The following is a 24575-nucleotide window of genomic DNA, read 5'->3' as shown; positions in this document are numbered from 1 at the left end:
ACCGCACCGCCGCCGCCTGCGAGCCTAGGCCGGCGAGGGCGCTGCGGGACCGGGCCGAAGGGCGATCCGGCAGGCCCGGTGGACATTTGATCGCGTCGATCAGGTTGATTGACGCCCGTCATCGGCGGCGGCTAGGTTTCTGGACCATCGTCCAGGCGGGAGCCGTCAGCGGACGGCCCTGGGCTGCCACACGATGGAGGTTCAATGTCGACCCCGAAGAGATGGCATGTCGTCGCCGCGGCCGCGGCGCTGCTGGTCACGGCAACACCCGCCGTCGTCGCCAGCGCCGGCGGATCCCCGACCGTCGCGGCCCGGCCGGACCGGGGCGAGTGGGCGGGCAGCTGGGCCGCCGCGGTCACCCGGGGCAACTCGGTCGGGTTGACCAACACCGGCCTGAACGACCAGAGCGTCCGGATGGTCGTGCACGTCTCGGTGGGTGGCCCGGCGTTGCGCGTACGGCTGAGCAACCTCTACGGCGAGCAGGCGGTCCGGGTGGGCCGCGCCACAGTCGCCCGGCCGAACACCGCGACAGTCGACGACGTCTCCGACATCGACCCGGCCTCGCTGCGCGCGTTGACGTTCACCGGCGCCGCCTCGGCCACCATGAACCGGGGCGCCGAGCTGCTCAGCGACCCGCTGACCTTCACCGTCGCGGACGACAGCGACCTGGTGGTCACGCTGCACTTCCCGACGCCGACCGGGCCGACGACCTTCCACGGGCAGTCCCAGCAGAGCAACTTCATCGGCGCCGGCGACCTGACCGGGGCCGCCGACGGCGGCGGGTTCACCATCCGACCCACCTGCTGCTGGTTCTTCCTGTCCGGCGTCGATGTGCAGCGCAAGGGCAGTCCGGGGGCGCTGGTCGTGCTCAGCGACTCGATCGGCGACGGCAACGGCAGCACTGTCAACGCCAACCGGCGCTGGCCGGACCTGCTCTCCGACCGGCTGCTCGCGGACCGGCCGGACCGGCGCACCCCCGGCGTGCTCAACCTGAGCCTGGCCGGCAACCGCCTCAACCACGAGGGCACCGAGCCGGGCGCCGGCGACTACCCCGGCTACTTCCAGCTCGGCCCGAACGCGGCGGCCCGCCTCAACGAGGACGTCTTCCCCCAGACCGGGGTCCGTACGGTCGTCACGCACCTGGGCATCAACGACATCTGGATGTCCAACGACTCGCCGGAGGCGATCATCGCCACGCTCCGGCAGATCAACCAGCAGCTTCAGCAGCGCGGGCTGACCAGCCTGGTCGCCACGCTGACCCCGTACGAGGGGCACGGCGCCCCGGGTGTGTGGACGCCGGAGAAGGAGGCCACCCGGCAGGCAGTGAACGCGTACCTGCGGGGCAGCCGGGAGTTCGACGGGCTGCTCGACTTCGACCGGGTGGTGCGCGACCCGGCCCGGCCCAGCCAGCTGCTGCCCGCGTACGACTCGGGGGACCACATCCACCCGAACGACGCCGGCAACCAGGCGATGGCCGACGCCGTTCCGCTGCGACTGCTCAACCTGTGACACCGGTCCGGGGGCGGCGGCCGATCCCGCCGCCCCCGGGCACCGACATCCTGGGGAGGAGAACGTCGTGACGGTGCAGGACCTGCTCACCGGCCTCTACAGCGAAGAGGGCCGCCAGAATCCGTACCCGTGGTACGCCGAACTGCACCGGCTCGGGCCGGTCAGCGCGGTACCACCTCGGGCCGAGCACCGCACGGTGGCGGCGGTGGCGGTCGGGTACGACCTGATCGACGGGCTGCTGCGCGATCCGCAGTGGACCAAACAGCCGCCGCCGGGTTGGGAGGAGCACGAGATCCTGCGCACCTTCCAGACCTCGATGATGTTCCTCAACCCGCCCGATCACACCCGGATGCGGCACGTCTTCTCCCGTACCTTCACGCCACGGCGCCTCGGCGCACTGGAGCCGGTGATCCTGCGGGTCGTCGACGAGCTGCTGGACCGGATGGCCGACGCCGGTGGCGGGGTCGTCGACTTCGTGGCCGACTTCGCGTACCCGATCCCCGCCCTGGTCATGGCGGAGTTCATCGGCATCCCGGCGGGGGAGCTGCAGTGGTACCGGGACCAGGTGGAGCGCATCGACGAGTTCCTGGACGTGGCCGGGAAGACCCCGCAGCGGCTGGCCGCCGCGAACACGGCGGCGCAGCAGCTGCGGGCGTTCTACCGGGAGTTGCTGGCCCACCGCCGCCGCACTCCCGGCGAGGATCTGATCAGCGCGCTGGTCGAGGCCGTCGGCTCGGGCGAGGTGGAGCTGACCGAGGAGGAGCTGATCAGCAATCTGATCGTCCTGTTCAACGCCAGCTTCGTCACCACTGTCTACATGTTCAGCAACGGCCTGCCGCTGCTGCTGGCCCAACCGGGGGCGGTCGCCGCGCTGCCGACCGACGACGACCTCGCCCGGGGCTGCGTCGACGAGGTGCTGCGTCTGCAGAGCCCGGTGCACTTCCTCGCCCGGGCCGCGCCGCAGGACACCGTGCTGGCCGGCGTGCCGGTTTCCCGCGACGACAACGTGCTCATCATCATCGGCGCCGCCAACCGGGACCCGGCGCGGTTTCCCGACCCGGACGTCTTCGACCCCACCCGTTCCGGCCCGCCGTCGCTGGCCTTCGGCGTGGGCCTGCACTTCTGCCTCGGCGCGGCGGTGTCCCGGCTGGAGGGACGCCTCGCCCTGCCCCGCCTGTTCGCCCGGTTCCCCCGGCTCGCGGTCACCGAGACCCCGACGTACAGCGGCAGTCTCTTCCTGCGCGGCATCGACAAGCTGCTGGTCAGCACCGGCGGATAGGAGACCGGCATGGCCCTGCACCCGGAGGTGGCGGCCTACCGCGCCGCCCGCGTCGCGGCCGGCACGCCGCCGCTCTACACGCAGACCCTCGGCGAGGCGCGCGCCGCGGACCTGGCCGCGATCCGCGCCGGCGGCGGCGTGGTCGAGCAGGTCGATGAGGTACGCGACGAGCGGATCCCCGGGCCGGGCGGTGACCTGCCGATCCGGGTGTACCGGCCGGCCGGGCCGGGACCGCTGCCCACCCTGCTGTACTTCTTCGGCGGCGGGTGGACGCTCGGCAGCGTGGACACCGCCGACGGCATCTGCCGGCGACTGGCCAACGCGGCCGGATGCCAGGTGGTGACCGTCGGCTACCGACTGGCCCCCGAGCACCCCTTCCCGGCCGCGGTGCACGACTGTCACGCCGCCACCGTGTGGATCGCCGCGAACGCCGACCGGTTCGGCGTGGACCCGACCCGGCTGGCGGTGGGCGGGGACAGCGCGGGCGGGAACCTGGCCGCGGCGGTGACGCTGCTCTGCCGCGCCGACGGGCCCCCGCTCGCCGCGCAGCTGCTGGTCTATCCGAACACCGACGTCAGCGGCGAGCCGTCCGGCCCTCTCGACGACGACCCGGCGTTGTTCAACCGCCGGTCGGTGGCCTGGTATCGGACGCACTACCTCACCGACCCGGCGCACTCCCGGGATCCGCTGGCGTCGCCGCTGCTCGCCGACGACCTGTCCGGCCTGCCTCCGGCGCTCGTGGTCACCGCCGAGTTGGACCCGCTGTGCGCGGAGGGGCAGCGCTACGCGCAGCGGCTGCGCGCCTGTGGCGTGCCCGCCCGCCTCGACCACTATCCACGGATGATCCACGGGTTCTTCGCCATGCCCGGCGCCTTCACCGACGGCCAGCGGGCGCAGCAGCGGGCGGCGGCGTTCCTGCGGGAACGGTTCGGGCTGCCGCCCCGCCCGGACGAACCGGCCGCTGGTGAGGCTGACGGTGACCCGGCCGCCGCGGGCTCAGGTGTCGGCGCAGCCGCCGCCGCTGCCGACCTGGAGGTGCGCGGTGGCTGAGCCGGTGCTGGCGGACCTGCCGACGGTTCCTGCGGCGGCGGTGACGTTCGCCGACTACGGCCAGCGGGCGCGGGCGGTGCTGGCCCCGGACGTGTGGGACTACATCGCCGGCGGCAGCGCCGCCGAGGTGACCCTGGCCGCCAACCGGGCCGCGCTGGACCGGGTGGCCGTGCTGCCCCGGGTGCTGCGCGGCAACGACGCCGCGGACCTCGGCGCCCGGCTGCTCGGCCGGCCGTACGCGATGCCGGTCGGGGTCGCGCCGATGGCGTACCAGCGGCTCGTGCACCCGGACGGGGAACCGGGCCTCGCGGCGGCGGCCGGCGCCGCGGGCGTGCCGTACCTGGCGAGCACGTTGAGCAGCACGCCGATCGAGGAGATCACCGAAGCGGGCGCGGACGTGTGGTTCCAGCTCTACTGGCTGCGCGACCGGGCGCTGGTCCGCGATCTTCTGGACCGGGTCGTCGCTGCGGGCTGTCACGCGCTGGTGGTCACCGTGGACGTGCCGGTGCTCGGCCGACGCCCCCGCGACCTGCGCAACGCGTTCCGCCTCCCGGCCGACGTGGTCGCCGCGAACCTGCCGCACGGCCGGGACGCGCTGGCGCACGCCGGCGCCCCCGGTGTGTCCGCGATCGCCACCCACACCGACGCGTCGTTCGAGTCGGCCCTGCGCTGGGCGGACCTGGCCTGGCTGCGGGAGCACGTCGACCTGCCGCTGGTCGTCAAGGGGGTGCTCGATCCCCGGGACGCGGTCGAGGCGGTACGGATCGGGGCGGACGCGGTCGTGGTGTCCAACCACGGCGGGCGTCAGTTGGACGGAACGCCGGCCAGCGTCACCATGCTGCCCGAGGTCGTCGACGCCGTCGGCGACGGTGCTCAGGTGCTGCTGGACAGCGGCATCCGTGGGGGCACCGACGTGCTGCGGGCGCTGGCGTTGGGCGCGGCGGGCGTCCTGGTCGGCCGTCCGATGCTCTGGGCGCTGGCCGTCGGGGGACGGCGCGGCGCGCAGGACGCGCTGGCGCTGCTCGCCGCGGAGGTGCGGGACGCGCTGATCCTGGCCGGCTGCGCCGATCCGGCGGCGGCGGCCGAGCTGCGGACGCTCGGGGTGGGCTGAGCGGTGACATCGACCGAGGCGGTCGACCTGAGCGTCGCCGACCTGCACCCCGCGCTGGGTGACCCGGCGCTGACCTCGATGAACTTCCTCAATGAGGTGTCCGAACGCTATCCGGCGGCGGTGTCGCTCGCGGCCGGACGCCCGTACGAGGAGTTCTTCGACGTCGCGGCGGTGCACCGGCACCTGGACACGTTCCACCGGCACCTCGTCGACGACCTGGGTCACACGCCCGAGCAGGCCCGACGGCTGCTGTTGCAGTACGGCCGGACCAAGGGCGTCGTGCACCACCTCATCGCCCGCAACCTCGCGGTCGACGAGGGGATCACTGTCGACCCGGAGTCCGTCGTGGTGACCGTCGGCTGCCAGGAGGCGATGTTCCTGGTGCTGCGGGCGCTGCGGGCCGGCCCGCAGGACGTGCTGCTGGCGGTCGCCCCGACCTACGTCGGGCTGACCGGGGCGGCCCGGCTGGTGGACCTGCCGGTGTGGCCGGTCGCCGGTGGACCGTCCGGTGTGGACCTGGCCGACCTGCGCGCGCAGGTGCGTCGGGCCCGGGCGGAGGGTCTTCGGCCGCGCGCCTGCTACGTGCTGCCGGACTTCGCCAACCCGTCCGGGATCAGCATGACCGTCCCGGACCGGCAGCGGCTGCTGGCGCTGGCCGCCGAGGAGGACCTGCTGCTGCTGGAGGACAACCCGTACGGGCTGTTCCCCGTCGACGACGGGCCGCGCCCGCCCACGCTCAAGGCGCTGGACACCGACCGGCGGGTGGTCTACCTCGGCTCGTTCGCCAAGACGGTGCTGCCCGGGGCGAGGGTCGGCTACGTGGTCGCCGACCAGCGGGTGGCCGGCTCCGACGGTCGGGTCGGCCCGCTCGCCGACCAGCTCGCGATGATCAAGAGCATGGTCACGGTGAACACCTCACCTATCGCGCAGGCGGTGATCGGTGGACGGTTGCTGGAGCACGGGTGCAGCCTGGTGCCCGCGAACACCCGGGAGCGGGCCGCGTACGCCCGCAATCTGCGTCACCTGGTCGCCGGGCTGGCCCGGCGTTTCCCCGATGAGCCGGACCGGCCGGCGGCGGTGCGGTGGACGGTGCCGGCCGGCGGGTTCTTCGTGGTGGTGACGGTGCCGTTCGCTGTCGACGACGCGCTGCTGGACACCTCGGCGCGTGACTACGGGGTGCTCTGGACGCCGATGGCGCACTTCTACGACGACACGGCGCCGGTGTGCGCGCTGCGGTTGTCGGTGAGCGCGGTGACACCCGAGCAGATCGACAGGGGGTTGGACCGGCTCGCCGCCCTCATCGCTGACGAGCTCCTGCGTGGACGGTCATAATGGGCCGCATGGTTGCCTGGGAGTACGCCTTGCTCGTCCGCCGCTATCAGGGGCAGGGCCGCAATTTCACCGTCTCGTTCGTCTGGTACGGCCCGGACGGGTCGCGTAAGGACATCACCCCCTACGGCGACACGGCCATCGCGCACCTGAACCGCGCCGGCCGGGAGGGCTGGGAACTGGTCTCGGCCGCCGAGGACGTGAACAACGTCCAGGGCAGCACCGAAGTCCACCGCTACCACCTCAAGCGCCCCCTGAACTAACCCCCCGCCCCGCGCCCCGCGCCCCGCCCCCGCCCGCGTCGATCATGGGGTTGTGGTGGTGGACAAAGGTTGCCACCCGCCCTGATTCGGGCACCACGACTCCATGATCGACGCGGAACTCACGTGGGGGTCCGGGCCGGCGTCAGGTCAGGTTGATGGCCGGGTAGAGCGGGTGGGGTGCCAGCAGGTCGGTGGCCTGGCGTGCGATCTTGTCGGCCAGGTCGGCGTCGAGCGTGTACTTCGCCTTGGACGGGGTGCCGTCGGCGTTGGCACCGGCCGTGGTCTGGGTCAGCACGGTGTGGATCAGCTCGGCGGTCTGGTCCATCTCGGCGGTGCCCAACCCGCGGGTGGTCAGCGCCGGGGTGCCGATCCGGATGCCGGACGTGTACCAGGCGCCGTTCGGGTCCTGCGGGACCGAGTTGCGGTTGGTGACGATGCCGGAGTCGAGCAGGGCCTGCTCGGCCTGCCGGCCGGTGAGCCCGTACCCGGAGACGTCGATGAGCACCAGGTGGTTGTCGGTGCCGCCGGTGACCAGCTTCGCGCCCCGGCGCAGCAGCCCGTCGGCGAGGGCCTGCGCGTTGTCCACGATCCGCTGGGCGTAGTCGGCGAAGTCGGGGCGGCGGGCCTCGGCGAGAGCGACGGCCTTCGCGGCCATCACGTGCGGCAGCGGACCGCCGAGCACCATCGGGCAACCCCGGTCCACCTGGTCGGCCAGCTCCGGCTGACAGAGAACCATGCCGCCGCGGGGGCCGCGCAGCGACTTGTGGGTGGTGGTGGTGACGATGTGCGCGTGCGGCACCGGGTCGAAGTCGCCGGTGAAGACCTTGCCGGCCACCAGGCCCGCGAAGTGCGCCATGTCGACCATGAAGGTGGCGCCGACCGAGTCGGCGATCTCCCGCAGGATCCGGAAGTTCACCTTCCGGGGGTACGCCGAGTAGCCGCCGACCAGGATCAGCGGCTTGAACTCGCGGGCGGCCTCGGCGACCCGGTCGTAGTCGATGAGGCCGGTGGCCGGGTCGGTGCCGTAGCTGCGCTGGTCGAACATCTTGCCGGAGATGTTCGGCCGGAAGCCGTGGGTGAGGTGACCGCCCGCGTCCAGCGACATGCCGAGCATCCGCTGGTTGCCCAGCTCGCGGCGCAGCGCGAACCAGTCGGCCTCGGTGAGGTCGTTGACCTGGCGGACCTGGGCCTTCTTCAGGGCGGGGGACTCCACCCGGTCGGCCAGCACCGCCCAGAACGCGACCAGGTTGGCGTCGATGCCTGAGTGCGGCTGCACGTACGCGTGGGCGGCGCCGAACAGCTCCCGGGCGTGCTCGGCGGCGAGCGCCTCGACGGTGTCGACGTTCTGGCAGCCGGCGTAGAAGCGACGGCCGACGGTGCCCTCGGCGTACTTGTCGCTGAACCAGTTGCCCATGGCCAGCAGGGTGGCCGGGGAGGCGTAGTTCTCGCTGGCGATGAGCTTGAGCGACTCCCGCTGGTCGGTCAGCTCGGCGCCGATGGCGTCGGCCACCCGCGGCTCGACAGCTCGGATCACCTCGAGGGCGCTCCGGAATGCGGTGGACTCGGCGTTGTGCGACATACGACCTCCTACAGACGTGCGGAAGGCCCAGGCGCTCGGCAAAAACGTCCTCGTGACGGGACCGCTTCCCGATGGTTGTCCATCCCCACGCGCCAGTAACGGCCCGCGCCGATCCTACCGGGCCGGCCCGGGGCGACCCGGCCGACCTCCCGACGTGCGCCCGGCGAGGTGGTGGCACGGTGCTGCCGCCCGGCCGGACACGACGAGGGGCCCGGTCCGGCCGGGCCCCTCGTCGAACGGTTGGTGGCTCAGGCGGTCACCGCGTCGCGCGCCTTCTTGATCGCCTTCGGCTGGGTGGGGGTACGCGGCGCGTCCGCGCGCAGCGCGATCATCTTCTCGCCGATCTCCTGGAGCTGCTTACGGCCCAACGCCTCGCGGACCTTGGGGAACCACTCCTCCTCTTCCTCCTCGACGTGGTGCGTGACGTTCTCGATCAGCACCGTCGTCTTGGCGGTGAAGCGCTCGTCGTCGGCGTCCATCGCGGCCAGTTCGAGGCAGAGCACGTCGGCCACGTGGTGCTCCTCGTACGACTCGAGGATGTCGTCCTCCAGGTCGGGCAGGAGCCGGCGGACCTCCGGGTACATCACCTCGTTCTCCAGGTAGGTGTGCACCGTCAGGGCCTCGAGGATCTGGTTCACCAGCTTCTGCCGCTGGCTCGCCGGCCCCTCCTCGGCGTCCTGGAAGGCCTTGAACAGGCGACGCATCTCCTTGTGGTCCTCTTTGAGCAGGACGATGGCATCGGTTGACACCGGCGTGCCCCCTTTCGTAGCTCGGCTGGGTGTTGATCCGGTACCCCGACGGTCAGTGGCGAAACGGGCGAATGTGGCCGATCTCGCCTGGTCAGACGGTGGCCAGTGTGCGCGGGATCTCGTCGAGCAGTTCCCGTGCCAGGAAACCGATCCGGCCGTAGCGGGGGATCAGCCGTTGGCCGCTCACGGCGTGCGCGAACGCTCCCCAGCAGGCGGCCTGCGCCGGGTCGGCGCCCCGGGAGAGCAGCCCGGCGAGCAGGCCGGCGAGCACGTCTCCGCTGCCGGACGTGCCGAGGCCCGCGTCGCCGCTCTCCTCCCGCCACCCGCGCCCGTCCGGAGCGGCCACGTGCCCGTAGAGCGAGACGACCGCCTCGTACCGGTGCGCCAGTTCGGCGGCTTCGGCGCCCAGGTCGTCGCCGGGTTCGCGGCCGAGCAGGTGCCCGGCCTCGGTCACGTTGGGGGTGAGCACCACCGGACGGCCCGAGCCGACCAGCAGCTTCGGCTCGTGGCTGAGCGCGCCCAGGGCGTACGCGTCGAGGACCAGCGGGGTGCGCGTCCCCGCCGCCTCCAGGACGAGACCCAGCAGCTCGGTGGTCTCGTCGATGCCCTTCAGTCCGGGGCCGAGCGCCACCACGTCGGCCGCGCCGACCAGTTCGCCGAGCTGGCCGGCCCGGTCTGCGGCGACCGCGCCGTCGGGCGTCTCCGGCAGCCCGACCACCAGCGCCTCGGGCACCTGGATGCTCAGCGTGGCCGCGGTGGACTCGGCGGCGGCGAGCTGGAGCACCCCGGCGCCGGCGCGCAGCGCGGCCACCCCGGCGAGCAGGACCGCCCCGGGCGTGAAGCGGGAGCCGCCGATCACCAGGACGGTGCCCCGGCTCTCCTTGCCGCCGGCCGGCACCGGCAGCTCCCAGTCGCGCAGCAGCCCCGGCGTGATCACCTTGACCTCAGACCGGTTCGGCATGGATCTCGTCCTCCCTGGTCGACTCGGCGCCCTGCCGGTGCAGGTGGCCGACCTCGTTGAAACCGCCAAGCGTCAGCCTGCCCTGGTCGTCGGCGGACCAGTCGGTGATCGAGCAGTTGGCGATGACGTGTTCGCGGGTCAACGCCATCAGCTCCGGCTCGGTCAGCCCCTCCACCAGGTACCGCAGGAGGAAGACCAGCGCGTCGTGGCCGAAGAGCAGCACCCGCTGGCCCTCGTGGTCGCGGCGCAGGTCGCCGAGGAGCGTGCGCAGCCGCAGCGCCACGTCGGTCCAGGCCTCACCGCCGGGCGGCCGGTAGTAGAACTTGCCCAGCCGGGTGCGGCGCTCGGCCTCGTCGGGGAACCGGCGGCGGACCCCGTGCCCGGTCAGGCCGTCGAGGATGCCCAGCTCCCGGTCGCGCAGCCGCTCGTCCCGGCTCACCGGCACCCCGGTGCCGTGCAGCGCCAGCTCGGCCGTGGACACCGCCCGCAGGTACGGCGAGACCACCGCCACGTCGGGCCGCCGATCCTCGGGCAGCCCGGCGAGCCAGCGGCCGGTCGCCCGCGCCTGCTCCTCGCCGGTGCCCGAGAGCGGCACGTCGGCGTCGCGGTGGCTGAGCCCGATCACGTCCGCGCCGTTCTCCTCGGCCCGGGTGGCCGCCACGTTCGCGGTGCTCTCACCGTGCCTGATGATCCAGAGGGTCGACATTTCCGCCATGCCGACCCCCTACCCGGGCGCCGGGCGCGGTAACCGCGCCCGGGTGGGCACCGGACGGCTGGTTCGTCGCCTCAGCCGCGGCGCCACGCTGGTCCCCGGCCGGTGGCCCACCGGGCCCGCCGGGACGTCGTACCCTCGGGGGCGTGGCCACGGCGGCGGAGGAGATCCGGGTGGGGGAGCGGCTGGTCCGCGTCTCCAGCCCCGACAAGCCGTACTTCCCGGAACGCGGACTGACCAAGCTGGACGTGGTCCGCTACTTCCTGGCGGTCGGCGACGGCATCCTGCGGGCGCTGCGCGACCGGCCGACCATGCTGGAGCGCTGGCCGCGCGGCGTCTTCGAGGGCGCGACGATCGCCACCCGGCAGACCAACCGTGGTGACGCCTTCTATCAGAAGCGGCTGCCGGCGGGCGCTCCGGAATGGGTGCGGACCGCGCACATCACCTTCCCCAGCGGCCGGACCGCCGACGAGGTCGCGCCGAGCGAACTGGCCGTGGTGATCTGGGCGGCCAACCTGGGCACCCTGCGGTTCCACCCGTGGCCGGTCACCGCCGCCGACGTGGAACGCCCCGACCAGCTGCGCATCGACCTCGACCCGATGCCCGGCGTGGGTTTCGAGCAGGTGGTGCCGGTGGCGCACGAGGTGCGGGCGTTCCTCGCCGAGCTGGGCATGACCGGCTATCCGAAGACCACCGGCGGGCGCGGCCTGCACGTCTACCTGTCGATCGAGCCGAGGTGGAGTTTCGGCGAGTGCCGCCGGGCGGTGCTCGCGCTGGGCCTGCAGATGCAGCGCAGGCTGCCGGATCTGGTCACCACCACCTGGTGGCGGGAGCAGCGGGACCGGCCGGTCTTCGTCGACTACAACCAGATGGCCCGCGACCACACGGTGACGTCGGCGTACTCGATCCGGCCGACACCGCAGGCCCTGGTGTCGGCGCCGCTGGACTGGGCGGAGCTGGACGACGCCCGACCGGAGGACTTCGACGTGCTCAGCATGCCGGCCCGCTTCGCCGAGCGCGGCGACCCGCACGCCGGCCTCGACGGTGACCGGCACTCGCTGGAGCCCCTGCTGGAGCTGGCCGACGCCGAGGGCCTGGAGGCGCCGCCGGAGCGGTGAACGGCGCGGCCCGCCCTACTGCCACGGGCTCTGCGTGCCGTCGAACTCCTCGAAGACCAGCCACGACCGCGTCGACAGCACCCCGGCGATGCGCTGCACCCGATCGAGCACCACGTCGCGCAGGGCGGCGTTGTCCGGCGCCCGAACCAGGGCCAGCACGTCGTGTTCGCCGCTGAGGAGCGCGACGTGCTCGACGTAGCGCACCTGGGCCAGCTCGGCCGACACCTCCCGCCAGGTGTTCTGCTCGATCGTCAACGCCATGTACGCCGACGTGCCCAGCCCGGCGGCCTCGGGCGCCACCTGCGCCCGGAAGCCCGTGATCACGCCTTCGCGCAGCAGGCGCTCCACCCGGGCGTACGCGTTGGTGCGTGAGATGTGGATCCGTTCGGCCAGGGTGCGCACCGACGTGCGCCCGTCGCGGACCAGCTCGTCCAGGATCCGCCTGTCGACCTCGTCCATGGCTCGGGCCGATCGTCCCGATCCGGTTCCCCGGCTCGCTCCGTCGCCGTTCTCCTGGCTCACCGATGCGCCTCCCACATGCCAGACGTCCCGCCTTCTGCGTGGATCTTGAGTCAATCATCCGTCAGGCGGAAGCATAGGCTCACCACACGTCCCAGGAGGTCCCGCCGTGACGACCACACCCCAGGCGGTCCGCAGGGCATCCCCGCGCGCCCGTCGGACGGTCACCCCGCCCGACCCGGCACGCCCGCTGCTGCCGGCCACCGAACCGGTCCGCCTGCTCGATGAGACCGGTACGCCGCTGCCGGCCCGTACCGACTACCCGGAGCCGCCCGTCGAGGCGCTGCGCGAGCTGTACCGCCGGATGGTGCTCGGCCGCCGGTTCGACACCCAGGCGACCGCGCTGACCAAGCAGGGCCGCCTCGCCGTCTACCCGTCGTCGCGGGGCCAGGAGGCGTGCCAGGTCGCCGCCGTGCTCGCCGTCCGCGACACCGACTGGGTGTTCCCCACCTACCGTGAATCGATGGCGCTGGTTGCCCGGGGCATCGATCCGGTCGAGGTGCTCACGCTGCTGCGCGGCGACTGGCACTGCGGCTACGACCCCACCGAGGTGCACACCGCGCCGCAGTGCACCCCCCTCGCGACCCAGTGCGTGCACGCCGCCGGTCTCGCGCACGGCGAGGCGTACCAGGGGCGCGACACAGTGGCGCTGGCCTTCATCGGCGACGGCGCGACAAGCGAGGGCGACTTCCACGAGGGCATCAACTTCGCCGCCGTGTTCAAAGCCCCGGTCGTCTACTTCGTCCAGAACAACAGGTACGCGATCAGCGTCCCCCTGTCCCGGCAGACCGCCGCGCCGTCGCTGGCGTACAAGGGCGTCGGCTACGGCGTGCCCAGCGAGCAGGTCGACGGCAACGACCCGGTCGCGGTGCTCGCCGTGCTGACCCGCGCGGTCGCGCACGCCCGCGCCGGCAAGGGGCCGTTCCTGGTCGAGGCGCACACCTACCGGATGGAGCCGCACACCAACGCCGACGACGCCACCCGCTACCGCGACGGCGCCGAGGTCGACGCCTGGCGCGACCGCGACCCGCTCGCCCGCCTGGAGACCTACCTGCGCGCCCGTGGCGTGCTCGACGACGCGGCGGTCGCCGAGATCGCCGAGCAGGCCGAGGCGTACGCGGCGGACCTGCGCACCCGGATGAACACCCAGCCCACGGTCGACCCGCTGAGCCTCTTCGACCACGTCTACGCCGAGCCCACCCCCCAGCTCGTCGAGCAGCGCGAGCAGGTCCGCGCCGAGCTCGCCGCCGCGCACGACGAAGAGGGTGACGCCTGATGGCCACCACCATGGCGAAGGCGCTCAACTCCGCGCTCGCCGACGCCCTCGCGGCCGACGAGCGGGTAGTCGTCTTCGGCGAGGACGTCGGCGCGCTCGGCGGCGTCTTCCGGATCACCGACGGCCTCCAGGCCCGCTTCGGCGAGAAGCGCTGCTTCGACACCCCGCTCGCCGAGGCCGGCATCGTCGGCTTCGCCGTCGGCCTGGCCATGTCCGGGCTGCGGCCGGTGGTCGAGATGCAGTTCGACGCGTTCGCGTACCCGGCGTTCGAGCAGATCGCCTCGCACGTGGCGAAGCTGCGCAACCGCACCCGGGGCAAGCTCAGCGTGCCGATCGTCATCCGGGTGCCGTACGCCGGTGGCATCGGCGGGGTGGAGCACCACTGCGACTCGTCCGAGGCGTACTACGCGCACACCCCCGGCCTGAAGGTCGTCACCCCGGCGACCGTCGAGGACGCGTACTCGCTGCTGCGGGAGGCGATCGACGACCCCGACCCGGTGGTCTTCATGGAGCCCAAGAAGCTCTACTTCGGCAGCGCCGAAGCCGAGCTGCCGGTGCGTACCGAGCCGTTCGGCCGGGCCGTCGTGCGCCGTACCGGACGCGACGCCACCCTGGTCGCGTACGGGCCGGCGGTGCCGGTCGCGCTGGAGGCCGCCGAGGCCGCCCGCGAGGAGGGCTGGGACCTGGAGGTGGTCGACGTGCGCACCATCGTGCCGTTCGACGACGCCACCATCACCGCGTCGGTCCGGCGTACCGGCCGGTGCGTGGTGATCCAGGAGGCGCCCGGGTTCGCCGGCGTCGGCGCGGAGATCGCCGCCCGGGTGCAGGAGCGCTGCTTCCACGCGCTGCACGCGCCGGTGCTGCGGGTGGCCGGGCTGGACATCCCGTACCCGGCGCCGATGCTGGAGCACACCCACCTGCCCGGCGTGGACCGGGTGCTCGACGCGGTGGCCCGCCTCCAGTGGGACGACCAGCCGGACGCGCGTTGGGCGGCGGCATGACCACCGTCGAGCGGACGCAGGTCTTCCTCCTGCCCGACCTGGGCGAGGGGCTGAGCGAGGCCGAGATCGTCGAGTGGCGGGTCGCCGTGGGCGACATCGTCACCGTCGACCAGAGCGTGGTCGAGGTGGAGACCGCCAAGGCGGTCGTGGACGTGCCCTGCCCGTACGCCGGACGGGTCGTGACCCTGCACGGCGCGGCGGGTGAGGTCCGGCCGGTCGGCCAGCCGCTGATCACCATCGCGCCGCTGGACGGCGCCGGCGACGAACCGGCCGGGCACGCCACCTACCGCGAGGAGGAGCGGGCCGGCTCCGGCAACGTGCTGATCGGGTACGGCACCGGGCACGGCGGCGCGACCCGTCGTCGGCGACGGCCCCGGCTGGCGCTGGCGCCCGAACCGGCCGACGCCGCCCCGGCCGACGCGGTCCGGCCCGACGCGGGCCCGACGGGCGGCACCGGCCCGTCGGCCGGCGCTTTTTCGGCGGGCGGCACCGGCCCGGCGGCGGCACAGGCGGCCCCGGTCGCCGGCAGCGTCGCCGCCGAGGTGCGGTCGGCGAGCGCCCTGGTCATCTCGCCGATCGTCCGGCGGCTGGCCCGGGAGCGCGGCGTCGACCTGGGCACCGTCCGTGGCAGCGGGCCCGGCGGGGTGATCCGCCGCGCCGACGTCGAGGCGGCGCTGGCAGTCCCCGTCGCCCGGCTCGCCGCCGTACCGGACGCGCACGCCGAGCCGACCCCGCAGGGCGACGGCGACCTGATCGTCCCGCTCACCGGCGTGCGCAAGGTGATCGCCGACAAGCTCTCCCGCAGCCGGCGGGAGATCCCCGAGGTGACCATCTGGGTCGACGTCGACGCCACCGGGCTGCTGGAGACCCGCGCGGCGATCAACGCGGCGACGCCCGACGCGCCGGTGAGCATCCTGGCCCTGCTGGCCCGGATCTGCCTCAGCGGCCTGCGCCGGTTCCCGCAGCTCAACTCCCGGGTCGACACCGAGGGTCAGCGGATCGTCCAGTCCGCCGGGGTGCACCTGGGCATCGCCGCGCAGACCGACCGGGGCCTGCTGGTGCCGGTGCTGCGCGACGCCCAGCGACTCACCACCGCCGAGCTGGCCGCCGAGCTGGCGGCGACCACCGCCGCGGCGCGGGCCGGGACGCTCGCGCCGGCCCGGCTCACCGGCGGCACCTTCACGCTGAACAACTACGGGGTGTTCGGCGTGGACGGCTCCACGCCGATCATCAACCACCCCGAGGCGGCCCTGCTCGGCGTGGGCCGGATCGTGGACAAGCCGTGGGTGGTCGACGGGCAGTTGGCCGTGCGCAAGGTGACCCAGCTGAGCCTCACCTTCGACCACCGGGTCTGCGACGGTGGGGTGGCCGGTGGCTTCCTGCGGCACGTCGCCGACTGCGTGGAGCGCCCGGCGCTGCTGATCGCCGCCGTCTGAGGCGTACCGCCGGCCCCGGCACCGCCCGCGCGGCGCCAGGGCCGGCGTGCGTCCCGGGGTTTCGCGGTCCCGTCATCGGGAAGTCGGCCCCGCCGGTACGCACCGCAGGCGTCGAAGGGAGCCGATCCGTGGTCGTGGCGAACGAGCTGCTACTGAATTCGGTACGGGTGCGGCGACCCGCCGCGGCCGGCGCACCGCTGTACTGCGACGCGCTGGAGTACGGGCTGACCGGTGACGGCGCGACCAACGACCAGCCGGCGTTGGCAGCCCTCGTGGAACGTCTCGGCGCTGGATACGCCTCGGACGGGCGGGCCCGCGTCATCTACTGCCCGCCGGGCATCTACTCGATCCGGGACGCGGGCACGGTGTGGCGCAGCGGCGTGTCGCTGATCGGGGCCGGCCCGGCGGCGACCCGGTTCATGCTCAGCAACGAGGGCAACCGGGCCGATCCGACGCCGCTGGCCTTCTGGACCACCGTGCAGCACGGCGCGGACCGGGACCGGCACATCGCCGACTGCACCTTCGCCGACTTCCAGATCGACGGCTCCGGCGTGGCGATGGCCGAGTACAACTACCTGGCCAAGGGCCTCGGCCTGCAGTACGTGGTGCGGGGCGTCTTTCGCAACCTCTACATCCACCACACCGCCGCCACCGGGTTGGGCTGCGACTTCCTCCAGGATTCGCTGATCGACGGCGTGGTGACTGTCGGCTGTGGTCGCCTCGACAACGGCGAGCAGATCGGTGGCGCCGGCATCGGGGTCGGTATCGGCGGGTGGGGGCCGGTGGAGCGGTTGACCATCGCCAACTGCACCGCCCTGGCCAACGGCACCAACGGGATCTTCCTGGAGCTGCAGAAGGACTACTGGGAGCCGCCACGCGGCTACCGCATCGTCGGCTGCCACAGCCAGGGCAACCGGTTCGGCATCTCCGACTGGGGCGCCGACGGTCTGATCGTCTCGGCCTGCACGATGACCGGCAACCTGGAGACCGGCTTCGACGTGTCGTCGCAGGGCACGGCGTCGGTGGCGGGCCGGGGCGGGCTGCTCACCGACTGCGTCATCGACGGCAACCTGCGCGACGGGGTCAGCATCGGCAACACCCCCGGCCCGTACACCGTCCGGGGCAACCGGATCAGCGGCAACGGCCAGCACGGATATCACACGCGGAACCTCGGGCGCGGCTACCAGGGCGCGATCCGGGACGTGGTGATCGAGAGCAACGAGCTCTGGGGCAACGGGTTGGACGCGGTGCGCGTCGACCACCAGATGACCGACGCGGTGGTGCTCAACAACCGGATCCGCAACAACGGGCAGCAGTACGCCGAAGGCACCGGCGGGACGGGTGACGCCGTGCGCTACGGCGAGCGGTCGCTGGTGGACCGGTCGGCCGCCTGGCCGCACGACGGGCACCGGGGCAAGATGCTGCGGGTCGGACGCGCCGTCGCCATGGTCGCCTCCAACACCGGCGACGAACTCACCCTCGCCCCGGTCCGCCCGGACGCGTTCAGCGCGTGGAGCGGCGACATCCCCCCGCCGGGATGTCGATACGAACTGGGTGCCGCACCGCAGCGGCGGGCCGGTATCACCATCGACGCGCCGTTCGACTCGGCCACGATTCGCGGCAACCGGATCTGGGACAACCACGACCACCAGACCCAGACGCACGGGCTGTGGATCACCGACCGCGGCAGTTGTGTGGACTGCCGGGTCGAGGACAACGACCTCGCCGGCAACGCCGACGAGGGGATGCGGCTGGACACCCCGCCGGTGGGCGGACGCTGGCGGGACAACCACGTCGACAGCGACTGGACCTGAGCGACCCGGCGACGGCGCCCACCCTGGCGACGGCCGTCGCCAGGGTGGGCACCTGTGGTGCGACGCGCGGCGGCGGCGTACGGCCCGGTTCGTCGTCAGGTGGTCCCCGAGGTGGTCAGTACCGGAGTGCGGCGAGGTAGTCGAAGCCGACCCGGGCGGTGTCGAGGGCGTCGGCGGGGGCGCGCGGCGGGGTGCCCGCGTCGTCCCGCTCCACGATGTACTCCTCGATGCCCGCCTCCCGCTCGTGGTCGAAGATCCGGCCGAAGTCGATGACGCCGTCGCCCAGGTCCGCGAAGCCACCCTCGACGTCCAGGTCCTTGACGTGCACCTGGCGGATCCGGCCGCGGTTGGCCCGGATCACGTCGACCGGGTCGTGCGCCCCTCGCCAGGTCCAGTACAGGTCGAGCTCGAAGTGGACCAGCCGGGGATCGGTCTGCCCGGTGAGGATCTCGAAGCCGGTCGAGCCGTCGGTAAGCGGCACGAACTCCAGCTGGTGGTTGTGGTAGCCGAAATCGAGCCCGGCGCGCTGGGCCAGCCGGCCCGCCTGGTTGAGATCCCGGGCCAGGGCCCGGTAGACGGCGGGGTCCCGGTACGGACGCCCCTCGGCGTCCCGACCGAAGTACGGGTGGACGATCTTCTCGCAGCCGACCGTGTTGGCGTCCTCGAGCGCACGTTCCCAGGTGGCGGCGTCGAACGGCTGCGGGATGCCGGTGTGACCGGAGGTGGAGCGCAGCCCGGCCGCGTCGAGCGCGGCCCGGAACTCCGCCGCCGTACGCCCCACGAAGCCGGCGTGCTCCACCCGCCGGTAGCCGATGCGCCGCAGGGCCGTCAGGGTGCCGGGCAGGTCGGCGGCGAGCTGGTCGCGCACGGTGTAGAGCTGGATGCTGATGCGGTCCACCGGCACCCGACGCCGGCCGTGGGACTGACCCCGGGCGGCGGTGTCGCCGGCGGGCGCGGCGCTCGCCGGGCCGGCGAGAAGCCCGGCGGCGCCGACGGCTGCGGCGGAGACGGTCGCGGCGCGGAGCAGTCCGCGCCGACTGACCGACTCGGCGGTCGCTGTCGGCTCCGAGCGGTTGGTCTGGCGATCCATGGTGGTGGTCCCTTCCTGACGGCTGGTGTGCCGTCGACCGCTTGCCGGTGCCGGAGCGCGCTGAACCGGCCGGAGGCGTGCTCCGGCGGAACGGTGAGGACGACGCGTGGGCGCGGTCGGCGCCCCTGAAGGGGGACCGCGGCCGACCCGGGCAAGGGAGGCAGGCAGGCTGATCGACGAATGGGCAACCTTCTATCTGAAAATCGACCTTACCCTTGCCTCCGGACGAAGGCAAAGCTCCGTCTCGACGAGCAGAAGCTTCGCTCCACCTGACAAAAGTCCTCCCGGCAGGTGCGGCAGCCGCCCCGACCCCCGCGCGGCCGTCGCGCACGCCATCGCGGGCGAGCGCGACCCGAGGGGTGAAGTCGTGCAATGGCGGCGATAGGTGCGGGCGTGGCGGGGTCGGGGTGGGACGGGACGTTGCGGGTCTGGTGACGTGCGGGAGTGCGGACGTTGCCTCAAGGCGGCACTCGTGCGCTTTTCTCGTCAACGGCGCAGGGCCGGAAAATGCGCCGATAAATGCGCCGCCGATTATTTCCGAATGCCCTGGATACTCCTGTCGGGGCCGACAGAATGTGGCAGAGGGAAGTCGAAAACGGGGGGACTGAACATGACACCTAGGCGGCGATTGACGCTGTTGGCGGTAACTATCGCGGCCGCACCGCTCGTGCTGGCCGGATGCACCGCCGACCGGGACTCGGCGGCCGGGCCGGCCAAGGGGCACGTCGCGGCGCCGGAGCTCACCGTGACACCGGGGGACAAGACCCGGGACGTGCCGATCAGCGCCGAGGTCGGCGCGGTGGTCAAGGGCGGCCGCGTCACCGGCGTCCGGCTCACCGACGACAAGGGCGCGCAGGTCAAGGCGGAACCGCGTGAGGATGGCTCCGGTTGGGTGCCGAGCGCGCCGCTGCAACCTCGGCGTACGTACACCGCGGAGGTGACCGCGACAGGTGACTCGGGTGCGACCACGACACGGACCACCACGTTCACCACGATGGCCAAGTCCACGAAGCCGCAGATCACCAGCACCCTCTATTTCGTCGGCAACCGGACGTACGGCACGGCGATGCCGGTAACCGTGGCGTTCGACCCGGCAATTCCGAAAGAGGCCAGGGCGGATGTGCAGCGCCGGTTGTTCGTGAAGACGAATCCGCCGCAGCCGGGTACCTGGTCGTGGCTGGAGGACGGAAGTCAGGTCTATTACCGGGCACCCGATTTCTGGCGACCGGGGACGACGATCAGTGTCCGGGCGGGGCTGGAGGGCTTGCCGATCGGCAAGAACCTGGTCGGGGACGCCGAACGGACCGCGACCTCGAAGATCGGCAAGCAGGTCTCGCTGGAGATCGACAACGCCACGAAGCAGATGACGGTGCTGCGCGACGGAAAGTTGGTTCGCCGTATCCCGGTGAGCCTGGGCAAGCCGAGCACGCCCAGTTCCAGCGGCAAGATGGTGATCATGGAGAAGCACGAGCGGACCACCTTCGACACCCGGGGTGAGCCGAACGGCGGCTACGTGGTCGACGTCGACGACGCCCAGCGGCTCACCTGGGGTGGCGAGTTCATCCACTCGGCCCCCTGGTCGGAGGGCGAGCAGGGCTACACCAACACCTCGCACGGCTGCGCGAACGTCTCCGCCACGGCCGCGGACTGGCTGATGGGGGTGACCCAGGTCGGCGACCTGGTCACCGTCAAGGGCACCGAGGTCGACCTGCAACCCGGCAACGGCTGGACGGCGTGGAACGTGAGTTGGGACGAGTTCGTCAAGGGCAGCGCCCTGCCGGTGCCGTCCGGGCTCAAGCCCGCGCCGGTCGCCCCGGCGCACCCGGGCGCGGTGGCCGGCGGGTCACCCGCGCCGGCGCCCTCGGTCAGCGGACGCTGAGGCACCGGGCCGACCCACCATCGCGGTGGGTCGGCCCGTTCGCCGTGCACGCACCCCGGCCGCGCCGGGGTGGGGCGCGCACTACAGGGGTACGCGGGCCACGCCCGGCCCGATGAGGCTGCCCAGCCAGAGCTGGTCGCCGTGCTGTCGTACCCCGGTGATCATCCAGTAGTTCCCGGCCGGGCCGTGCAGCGTACGACAGACCGTGCCCTCGCCGTCGACGAGCGCGACCAGCCCGTAGCGGCGCGGCTGCGGCTGCATCGCGTCGGGCAGCAGCGCGGCGAGCTGACGCAGCCGCGGGTGTGGCAGCAGCCGTTCGGCGATGGGCACGCGAGGGCTGGGCAGGGCGATCCAGTACGTCCCGTCGCCAACGGCGGAGAGATTGTCCGGGTACGCGGGCAGGTCGGCGAGCACCCGCACCCCGCCGCGCAACTCCACCCGGAGCAGCCGGTGGGTGGTGGTCTCGACCAGCATCAACGCCGACTCGTCCGGGGTCAACGCGATCCCGTTGGGGAAGTACAGCCCCTCGGCCACCACCTCGGTGCGCCCGCTGCCCGGATGGTGGGCCAGCACGCGGCCGTTGGGGCGGTGCTCCAGCAGGTCCCGCTTCCAGTGCGAGACCGGAAACCGGTCCGACGAGTCGGTGAAGTAGACCGTGCCGTCGCGGGCCACCGTCGCGTTGTTGGCCAGGTGCACCGGCGGCGCCGTGCCGGTCAGCTCGCGGACCGCCCCGTCCGGCGTGACCCGCAGCAACCCCCGGTACGCGTCGCAGACGATGAGGGCCTCCCCGGACGGATCCGTCTCGATGCCGAGCGGCCGGCCGCCGGTCTCGGCCAGCAGCCGTCCTCGCGTGCCGGCCGGCGCGTCGGCCGGCCACCACCAGAGGTTGCCGTCCTCGTCGCCGCTGATGACCCGGCCGCCCGGGTCGACGAGCACGTCCTCCGGCCCGACGGCCCCCTCGGGGAGGGGCAGGAGGTCGACCTGGTCGAGCCGCCGGTCCGTGGCCGCCCACACCCCGTTGAGCGGAGGCGGGACGGTGGCCGGTTCGCGGACGGGACGGATCAGCCGTGGCGGCCGGGGCCGGGGGATCACCATCGGGTCATTGTCCACCGCCGATGCCCTGCGTACCCGGAGCGCCGTGCACGCGGCGCGGCACCGGCCGTTCGGTCGACCGCGAGGCCCCTGGCCTCCACCCCTAGGGGGATGAGGGGCACCCCGGGGGATGACCCTGGGCGTACCCGGAATCACTCCGCCGAGGGGCGAAACTGTCGGTGGTGGGGGATAGATTTCACGTCATGGAAGAGCGCAGCGACCGGATCGACGTGCAGGTCAACGTCGGTGACCGGGTGGTCCAGGTGCGGGTGGCCGGCGAGGTCGACATCGCCACCGTCGCCGCGTTCCGCTCCGCTCTGTGGTCCGTGCCGGCGCGACCGGTCGTGCAGCTGGAGATGTCCGGGCTGCGCCTGCTCTCCGCGGCCGGGGTGCGCGCGTTGCTCGCCGCGCACCTGCGCGTGCGGGCCCGGGGCGGCGAGCTGGTCCTTGTCGATCCCACCCCGGTGGTGGCCCGGGTGCTGCGCGCCACCGGCCTGCACCGGGTGATGCCGATCCTCGAGCCCGCCCGGGTGGTCGAGGCCGCCCGTCGTCCGCTGCCAGCCGACCTGGTCGAGGCCGCTCGTCGTCCGCCGGCCGCGGCCGGCGGCCTGGTGCTGGCGGCCTGAGGCTGACCGGGGCGTGAGCCGGCGGCACGCCCGACCTCGGACGTGCGCCCGCCCACCCGGCGCCTGACGCCGACGGCGGACGCGCCCGGGGGCCGCCCGGCATCGAGCCGAACGACCCCCGCCACGTTCGATCAGCGCACGCCGAGCAGGTCGACGACGAAGATCAGCGTCTCGCCCGGCTTGATGACGCCGGCGGCGCCGCGGTCGCCGTACCCCAGGTGCGGCGGGATGGTGAGACGGCGACGGCCGCCGACACGCATCCCCACCACGCCCTGGTCCCAGCCGGCGATGACCTGACCGCCGCCGAGCGGAAACTCGAAAGCCTCGCCCCGGTTCCAGGACGAGTCGAACTCGCCGCCGGTCGAGTGGGACACGCCGACGTAGTGAACGCTTACCAACTGGCCCGGCTCGGCCTGCGGGCCGTCGCCCACGGTGATGTCCTCGGTCACGAGGTCGGCCGGCGGCGCACCCTCGATCGGACCCACCTCGGGCTTGCCCGATCGGGCGCCTGCTGCCTGGTTCATGCGGGGATCTCCTGCCGTGTTGGGTGATGTGTCCGGTCACCGTCGATCCTGCCGGATAGCGCGTCACCGATGTGCGGCGGACCCGCCACCTGCCCCGACACGTCCGGACCGACCCCCGGATCACCGAACTGGGGACACGTCTCGGCGGGCGTCACCTGTGGTGACGCCCGCCGTGCGACGGTGCGGTGGTGCTCACCGCAGCCAGGGCACCCGCGTGACGATCGGCAGCTTCGCCCAGAGCTTCCCGAGGCCCCAGGTATCGCCGGCGTTGACCAGCGCCAGGACCGCGAGCACCCCGGCGTAGATCAGGTGGTCGTCCATGAAGAGGTTGTTCTCCGGAGGCAGGACGGCGGTCCACATGAGGACCAGCAGCAGCCCACCGGCCACGGCCGCGACCCGCATGCCGACGCCGAGCAGGAGGGCGATGCCGATCCCGGCGAGGCCGGCCATGAACAGCCAGTCGGCCCAGGCGGCGCCGGCGATGCCGGTGTAGACGTCCTTGAACGGGCCGGCGACCCCGAAGGTGAGGAAGCCCTTGGTGGGGCTGCCCCCGTTGATCCAGGCGTTCTTCGACTCGGTCTCGTGGCCGAGGCCGAACAGCTTGTCGAGGAACGCCCAGAGGAAGATCCAGCCGAGCGCCATCCGGACGCCGGCCAGGACGTAGCGGGTGGCCTTCTCTCGGGTGGTGCCGGTCGCCGGAGCGGTGGTCTCGGCGGTGGTCCGCTCGATCGTCGCGGTCATGGTGTCCACGTCCCTTCTCTGCCTCGCACCGCGCTTCCCGGTGACATCTCCATCAGACGCTCTCGGCGGCGCCCCCGGCAGGGCCGACCGGACCGCACCGGCCCGGGACCTTGGACCCCTGACGGCCCGGGCCGTAGACCCTGACCAAGGCCGCCGTCCGGCCGTAGCGTCCGAGGTGGAGGTACGAAAGGGAGGCCGTGATGAGGACCTGGCAGGTGGGTGACGTGATGACCCGGGAGGTCGTGACCGTGGAGGCCGGGACCCCGTACCGGGAGATCGTCGATGTGCTGCTGCGCCGCGGCATCAGTGCCGTGCCGGTGATCGACGGCTTCCGCCGGGTGCTGGGTGTGGTGTCCGAGGCCGACCTGCTGCACCGGATCGAACGAGCCGGTGAGCCGGCGCAGCGGCGGGTCTTCGAGAGCCGGCGTCGGCGCGACGCCCGGGGCAAGGGCGAGGCGTTGCTGGCCGGCGACCTGATGACCGCGCCGCCGGTGACCACCGGCCCGGATGCGGCACTGTCCGCCGCCGCGCGGCTCATGGATCGCGAGCAGGTCAAGCGGTTGCCGGTCCTGGACGACCTCGGTCGGCTGGTCGGCATCGTCAGCCGTGCCGACCTGCTGCGGGTGCACCTGCGCTCGGACGCGGAGATTCGTGCGGACATCGTCCAGGAGGTGCTGCACCGGGTGCTCGCCGTGCGGGACGGCCTGGTGACTGTCGAGGTCCGCCACGGTGACGTCACCCTGGCGGGCCGGTTGGACCGTCGCTCCGCCGTCGACCTCGCCGGCCGGCTGGCGGGCCAGGTGAGTGGCGTCGTGCGGGTGACCAACGCGATCGCCTACGACGCCGACGACACGGTCGTCGATCCGGGGCAGATCATGCCGGTCGCCTGAGCGCTCCCCGACGGAGCAGACCGCCGG

Annotated in this window: 22 protein-coding genes, 1 pseudogene and 1 riboswitch; of the genes and pseudogenes, 14 read left to right on the top strand and 9 right to left on the bottom strand. The window is 73.0% G+C overall.

Annotated elements, in window-relative coordinates:
- The first annotated feature begins 204 nt into the window (after positions 1-204).
- The 6 genes and pseudogenes from AB0B39_RS08025 to AB0B39_RS08000 all read left to right on the top strand — a co-directional run bounded on the left by AB0B39_RS08025 (position 205) and on the right by AB0B39_RS08000 (position 6541).
- The gene (locus tag AB0B39_RS08025) at positions 205-1509 is read left to right on the top strand and encodes an SGNH/GDSL hydrolase family protein (protein ID WP_357496928.1); all 1305 of its coding nucleotides are present in this window, start codon (positions 205-207) and stop codon (positions 1507-1509) included.
- 67 nt (positions 1510-1576) lie between these two features.
- The gene (locus AB0B39_RS08020) at positions 1577-2788 is read left to right on the top strand and encodes a cytochrome P450 (RefSeq protein ID WP_357573824.1); all 1212 of its coding nucleotides are present in this window, start codon (positions 1577-1579) and stop codon (positions 2786-2788) included.
- Positions 2789-2797: 9 nt separating this feature from the next.
- A pseudogene (locus AB0B39_RS08015) lies at positions 2798-3718 on the top strand (alpha/beta hydrolase); the annotation flags it as partial.
- A gap of 127 nt (positions 3719-3845) precedes the next feature.
- Positions 3846-4949 (top strand): alpha-hydroxy acid oxidase, encoded by a 1104-nt coding sequence (locus AB0B39_RS08010; RefSeq protein WP_357574366.1) that lies wholly within the window; start codon positions 3846-3848, stop codon positions 4947-4949.
- A 78-nt stretch (positions 4950-5027) separates the two neighbouring features.
- A complete protein-coding gene (locus AB0B39_RS08005) occupies positions 5028-6281 on the top strand; it encodes a PLP-dependent aminotransferase family protein (protein ID WP_357497341.1) in 1254 nt (417 codons plus the stop codon).
- Entirely contained in the window at positions 6281-6541 is a 261-nt protein-coding gene (locus AB0B39_RS08000; RefSeq protein ID WP_234587138.1) for a hypothetical protein, read from the top strand. Before AB0B39_RS08005 ends, AB0B39_RS08000 begins: the two co-directional genes overlap by 1 nt.
- A 142-nt stretch (positions 6542-6683) precedes the next feature.
- Here the strand turns inward: AB0B39_RS08000 and AB0B39_RS07995 are convergent, their stop codons facing one another.
- The 4 genes from AB0B39_RS07995 to AB0B39_RS07980 all read right to left on the bottom strand — a co-directional run bounded on the left by AB0B39_RS07995 (position 6684) and on the right by AB0B39_RS07980 (position 10545).
- Complete coding sequence (locus tag AB0B39_RS07995) at positions 6684-8120, bottom strand: glycine hydroxymethyltransferase (protein WP_357573823.1); 1437 nt, start codon at positions 8118-8120, stop codon at positions 6684-6686.
- 18 nt (positions 8121-8138) lie between these two features.
- Positions 8139-8230: riboswitch (ZMP/ZTP riboswitch) on the bottom strand.
- 138 nt (positions 8231-8368) lie between these two features.
- Positions 8369-8869 carry a hemerythrin domain-containing protein gene (locus AB0B39_RS07990; RefSeq protein ID WP_234587142.1) on the bottom strand — a complete coding sequence of 167 codons (501 nt, stop codon included), beginning with the start codon at positions 8867-8869 and terminating at the stop codon, positions 8369-8371.
- A gap of 91 nt (positions 8870-8960) precedes the next feature.
- Complete coding sequence (locus AB0B39_RS07985; RefSeq protein ID WP_357496918.1) at positions 8961-9830, bottom strand: NAD(P)H-hydrate dehydratase; 870 nt, start codon at positions 9828-9830, stop codon at positions 8961-8963.
- Positions 9814-10545 (bottom strand): histidine phosphatase family protein, encoded by a 732-nt coding sequence (locus AB0B39_RS07980; RefSeq protein WP_234587147.1) that lies wholly within the window; start codon positions 10543-10545, stop codon positions 9814-9816. Before AB0B39_RS07980 ends, AB0B39_RS07985 begins: the two co-directional genes overlap by 17 nt.
- A 143-nt stretch (positions 10546-10688) precedes the next feature.
- On the opposite strand from AB0B39_RS07980, the gene AB0B39_RS07975 reads away from it, so the two are divergent.
- Positions 10689-11660: a DNA primase small subunit domain-containing protein gene (locus AB0B39_RS07975; protein WP_357573822.1), complete on the top strand. Its 972-nt coding sequence runs from the start codon at positions 10689-10691 to the stop codon at positions 11658-11660.
- A 15-nt stretch (positions 11661-11675) separates the two neighbouring features.
- Here the strand turns inward: AB0B39_RS07975 and AB0B39_RS07970 are convergent, their stop codons facing one another.
- A complete protein-coding gene (locus AB0B39_RS07970) occupies positions 11676-12119 on the bottom strand; it encodes an Lrp/AsnC family transcriptional regulator (RefSeq protein ID WP_234587152.1) in 444 nt (147 codons plus the stop codon).
- Between the two features lie 136 nt (positions 12120-12255).
- On the opposite strand from AB0B39_RS07970, the gene pdhA reads away from it, so the two are divergent.
- From pdhA to AB0B39_RS07950, 4 genes are all read left to right on the top strand, one after another.
- Entirely contained in the window at positions 12256-13455 is a 1200-nt protein-coding gene (pdhA, locus tag AB0B39_RS07965; protein WP_357497339.1) for a pyruvate dehydrogenase (acetyl-transferring) E1 component subunit alpha, read from the top strand.
- Positions 13452-14456, top strand: coding sequence for an alpha-ketoacid dehydrogenase subunit beta (locus tag AB0B39_RS07960; protein ID WP_234587160.1), 1005 nt, complete (start codon positions 13452-13454; stop codon positions 14454-14456). Before pdhA ends, AB0B39_RS07960 begins: the two co-directional genes overlap by 4 nt.
- Positions 14441-15892 carry a dihydrolipoamide acetyltransferase family protein gene (locus AB0B39_RS07955; protein WP_357574365.1) on the top strand — a complete coding sequence of 484 codons (1452 nt, stop codon included), beginning with the start codon at positions 14441-14443 and terminating at the stop codon, positions 15890-15892. Before AB0B39_RS07960 ends, AB0B39_RS07955 begins: the two co-directional genes overlap by 16 nt.
- 134 nt (positions 15893-16026) lie before the next feature.
- Positions 16027-17706 (top strand): right-handed parallel beta-helix repeat-containing protein, encoded by a 1680-nt coding sequence (locus AB0B39_RS07950; protein WP_357497334.1) that lies wholly within the window; start codon positions 16027-16029, stop codon positions 17704-17706.
- A 115-nt stretch (positions 17707-17821) separates the two neighbouring features.
- Here the strand turns inward: AB0B39_RS07950 and AB0B39_RS07945 are convergent, their stop codons facing one another.
- Complete coding sequence (locus AB0B39_RS07945) at positions 17822-18796, bottom strand: sugar phosphate isomerase/epimerase (protein ID WP_357496914.1); 975 nt, start codon at positions 18794-18796, stop codon at positions 17822-17824.
- A 610-nt stretch (positions 18797-19406) separates the two neighbouring features.
- Here AB0B39_RS07945 and AB0B39_RS07940 point away from each other — a divergent pair.
- A complete protein-coding gene (locus AB0B39_RS07940) occupies positions 19407-20675 on the top strand; it encodes an Ig-like domain-containing protein (RefSeq protein WP_357496912.1) in 1269 nt (422 codons plus the stop codon).
- A gap of 81 nt (positions 20676-20756) precedes the next feature.
- Here AB0B39_RS07940 and AB0B39_RS07935 read toward each other — a convergent pair whose 3' ends face one another.
- Entirely contained in the window at positions 20757-21770 is a 1014-nt protein-coding gene (locus AB0B39_RS07935; RefSeq protein WP_357573821.1) for an SMP-30/gluconolactonase/LRE family protein, read from the bottom strand.
- Positions 21771-21970: 200 nt separating this feature from the next.
- Between AB0B39_RS07935 and AB0B39_RS07930 the strand changes: the two genes are divergently transcribed.
- Positions 21971-22393: an STAS domain-containing protein gene (locus AB0B39_RS07930; RefSeq protein ID WP_357573820.1), complete on the top strand. Its 423-nt coding sequence runs from the start codon at positions 21971-21973 to the stop codon at positions 22391-22393.
- 131 nt (positions 22394-22524) lie between these two features.
- Here the strand turns inward: AB0B39_RS07930 and AB0B39_RS07925 are convergent, their stop codons facing one another.
- Positions 22525-22917, bottom strand: a complete 393-nt coding sequence (locus tag AB0B39_RS07925; RefSeq protein ID WP_234588781.1) for an FKBP-type peptidyl-prolyl cis-trans isomerase — start codon at positions 22915-22917, stop codon at positions 22525-22527.
- Positions 22918-23109: 192 nt separating this feature from the next.
- Positions 23110-23667, bottom strand: a complete 558-nt coding sequence (locus AB0B39_RS07920; RefSeq protein ID WP_357573819.1) for a hypothetical protein — start codon at positions 23665-23667, stop codon at positions 23110-23112.
- A 191-nt stretch (positions 23668-23858) separates the two neighbouring features.
- On the opposite strand from AB0B39_RS07920, the gene AB0B39_RS07915 reads away from it, so the two are divergent.
- A complete protein-coding gene (locus AB0B39_RS07915) occupies positions 23859-24548 on the top strand; it encodes a CBS domain-containing protein (protein WP_357496906.1) in 690 nt (229 codons plus the stop codon).
- The last annotated feature ends 27 nt before the right edge of the window (positions 24549-24575 follow it).

Origin of the sequence: Micromonospora sp. NPDC049114, assembly GCF_040648635.1 — a bacterium.
GTDB lineage: Bacteria > Actinomycetota > Actinomycetes > Mycobacteriales > Micromonosporaceae > Micromonospora.
Note: the sequence above shows the minus strand (reverse complement) of the source record. Positions and strands in the feature narration are given on the sequence as shown.